Source organism: Actinomadura flavalba DSM 45200, from assembly GCF_000374305.1.
GTDB classification, from domain to species: Bacteria; Actinomycetota; Actinomycetes; order Streptosporangiales; family Streptosporangiaceae; genus Spirillospora; species Spirillospora flavalba.
In genome coordinates this window covers 1-2,146 of sequence record NZ_KB894114.1, presented here as the reverse complement: position 1 = coordinate 2,146, position 2,146 = coordinate 1, and the positions used below count along the sequence as shown (strand labels likewise).

Sequence of the window (2,146 nt, the reverse complement as noted above, 5' to 3'; positions counted from 1 at the left end):
ATGACCTTGCCCTGCTCGCCGTGAGGGACCTTCAGCGAGGTGTCGCGGACCTCGCGGGCCTTCTCACCGAAGATCGCACGCAGCAGCCGCTCCTCCGGAGTCAGCTCGGTCTCGCCCTTGGGCGTGACCTTCCCGACCAGGATGTCGCCGGGAACCACATCGGCGCCGATCCGGATGATGCCGCGCTCGTCCAGGTCGGCCAGGACCTCTTCGGAGACGTTCGGGATGTCCCGCGTGATCTCCTCGGGCCCCAGCTTGGTGTCCCGGGCGTCGACCTCGTGCTCCTCGATGTGGATCGAGGACAGGACGTCGTCCTGCACGAGGCGCTGCGACAGGATGATCGCGTCCTCGTAGTTGTGGCCCTCCCACGGCATGAACGCCACGAGGAGGTTCTTGCCGAGCGCCATCTCGCCCTGGTCGGTGCACGGGCCGTCGGCGACGACCTGGTTCACCTCGACGCGCTGCCCCTCGGCCACGATCGGCTTCTGGTTGAAGCAGGTGCCCTGGTTGGAACGCTTGAACTTGGCGACGCGGTAGGTGGTGCGGGTGCCGTCGTCGTTCATGACGGTCACGTAGTCGGCCGAGACCTCCTCGACCACACCGGCCTTCTCCGCCACGATGACGTCACCGGCGTCGACGGCGGCACGGTACTCCATGCCGGTGCCGACCAGCGGCGCCTCGCTGCGCAGCAGCGGAACCGACTGACGCTGCATGTTCGAACCCATCAGCGCACGGTTGGCGTCGTCGTGCTCCAGGAACGGGATCATCGCGGTCGCCACCGAGGTCATCTGGCGCGCCGAGACGTCCATGTACTGGATCTCGTTCGGCGGGACCAGCTCGACCTCGCCGCCCTTACGGCGGACGAGGACCTTGGGGTCGATGAAGGTGCCGTCGTCGTTCATCAGCGAGTTGGCCTGCGCGATGATGAAACGGTCTTCCTCGTCGGCCGTCAGGTAGTCGACCTGCTCGGTGACGCGGCCGTCCACGACCTTGCGGTACGGCGTCTCGACGAACCCGAACGGGTTGACCCGGCCGAACGCCGCCAGCGAGCCGATGAGGCCGATGTTCGGGCCCTCCGGCGTCTCGATCGGGCACATGCGGCCGTAGTGCGACGGGTGGACGTCGCGGACCTCCATGCCGGCCCGCTCACGGGACAGACCACCGGGGCCGAGCGCGGACAGACGCCGCTTGTGCGTCAGGCCCGCGAGCGGGTTGGTCTGGTCCATGAACTGGGAGAGCTGGCTGGTGCCGAAGAACTCCTTGATGGAGGCGACGACGGGCCGGATGTTGATCAGGGTCTGCGGCGTGATCGCCTCGACGTCCTGGGTGGTCATCCGCTCGCGGACGACGCGCTCCATCCGGGCCAGGCCCAGGCGGACCTGGTTCTGGATCAGCTCACCCACCGTGCGCAGCCGCCGGTTGCCGAAGTGGTCGATGTCGTCCACCTCGATCGGCACGGAGACGGCGCCGAGGGTGCCCTCCTCCTCACCGGCGTGCAGCCGGACGAGGTACTCGATCGTCGCGACGACGTCGTCCTCGGTGAGCGTGCCCTGGTTCATCTCCAGGTCGAGCCCGAGCTTCTTGTTCACCTTGTAGCGGCCGACCTTCGCCAGGTCGTAGCGCTTGGGGTTGAAGTACAGGTTCTCCAGGAGGGTCTGGGCCGACTCACGCGTGGGGGGCTCGCCCGGACGCAGCTTGCGGTAGATGTCCAGCAGCGCGTCGTCCTGGCCGGTGGTGTGGTCCTTCTCCAGGGTGATGTTGATCGACTCGTAGTTGCCGAAGCGCTCGCGGATGCGCGCCTCGTCCCAGCCGAGCGCCTTCAGCAGCACCGTCACGGGCTGCTTGCGCTTGCGGTCGATGCGGACGCCGACGTTGTCGCGCTTGTCGATCTCGAACTCCAGCCAGGCGCCACGGCTGGGGATGACCTTGCAGCCGTAGATGTCCTTGTCGCTGGCCTTGTCGAGGGCGCGGTCGAAGTACACGCCCGGGGAGCGGACGAGCTGGGAGACGACGACACGCTCGGTGCCGTTGATGATGAAGGTGCCCTTCGGGGTCATGAGCGGGAAGTCGCCCATGAACACCGTCTGGCTCTTGATCTCACCGGTGGTGTTGTTGATGAACTCCGCCGTGACGAACATCGGAGCGG

General features: G+C 67.0%; 1 protein-coding gene. It reads right to left on the bottom strand.

Annotated elements, in window-relative coordinates:
- On the bottom strand, positions 1-2,146 hold a 2,146-nt coding region (rpoB, locus tag C229_RS0128860; protein WP_018658598.1), incomplete at both ends, for a DNA-directed RNA polymerase subunit beta.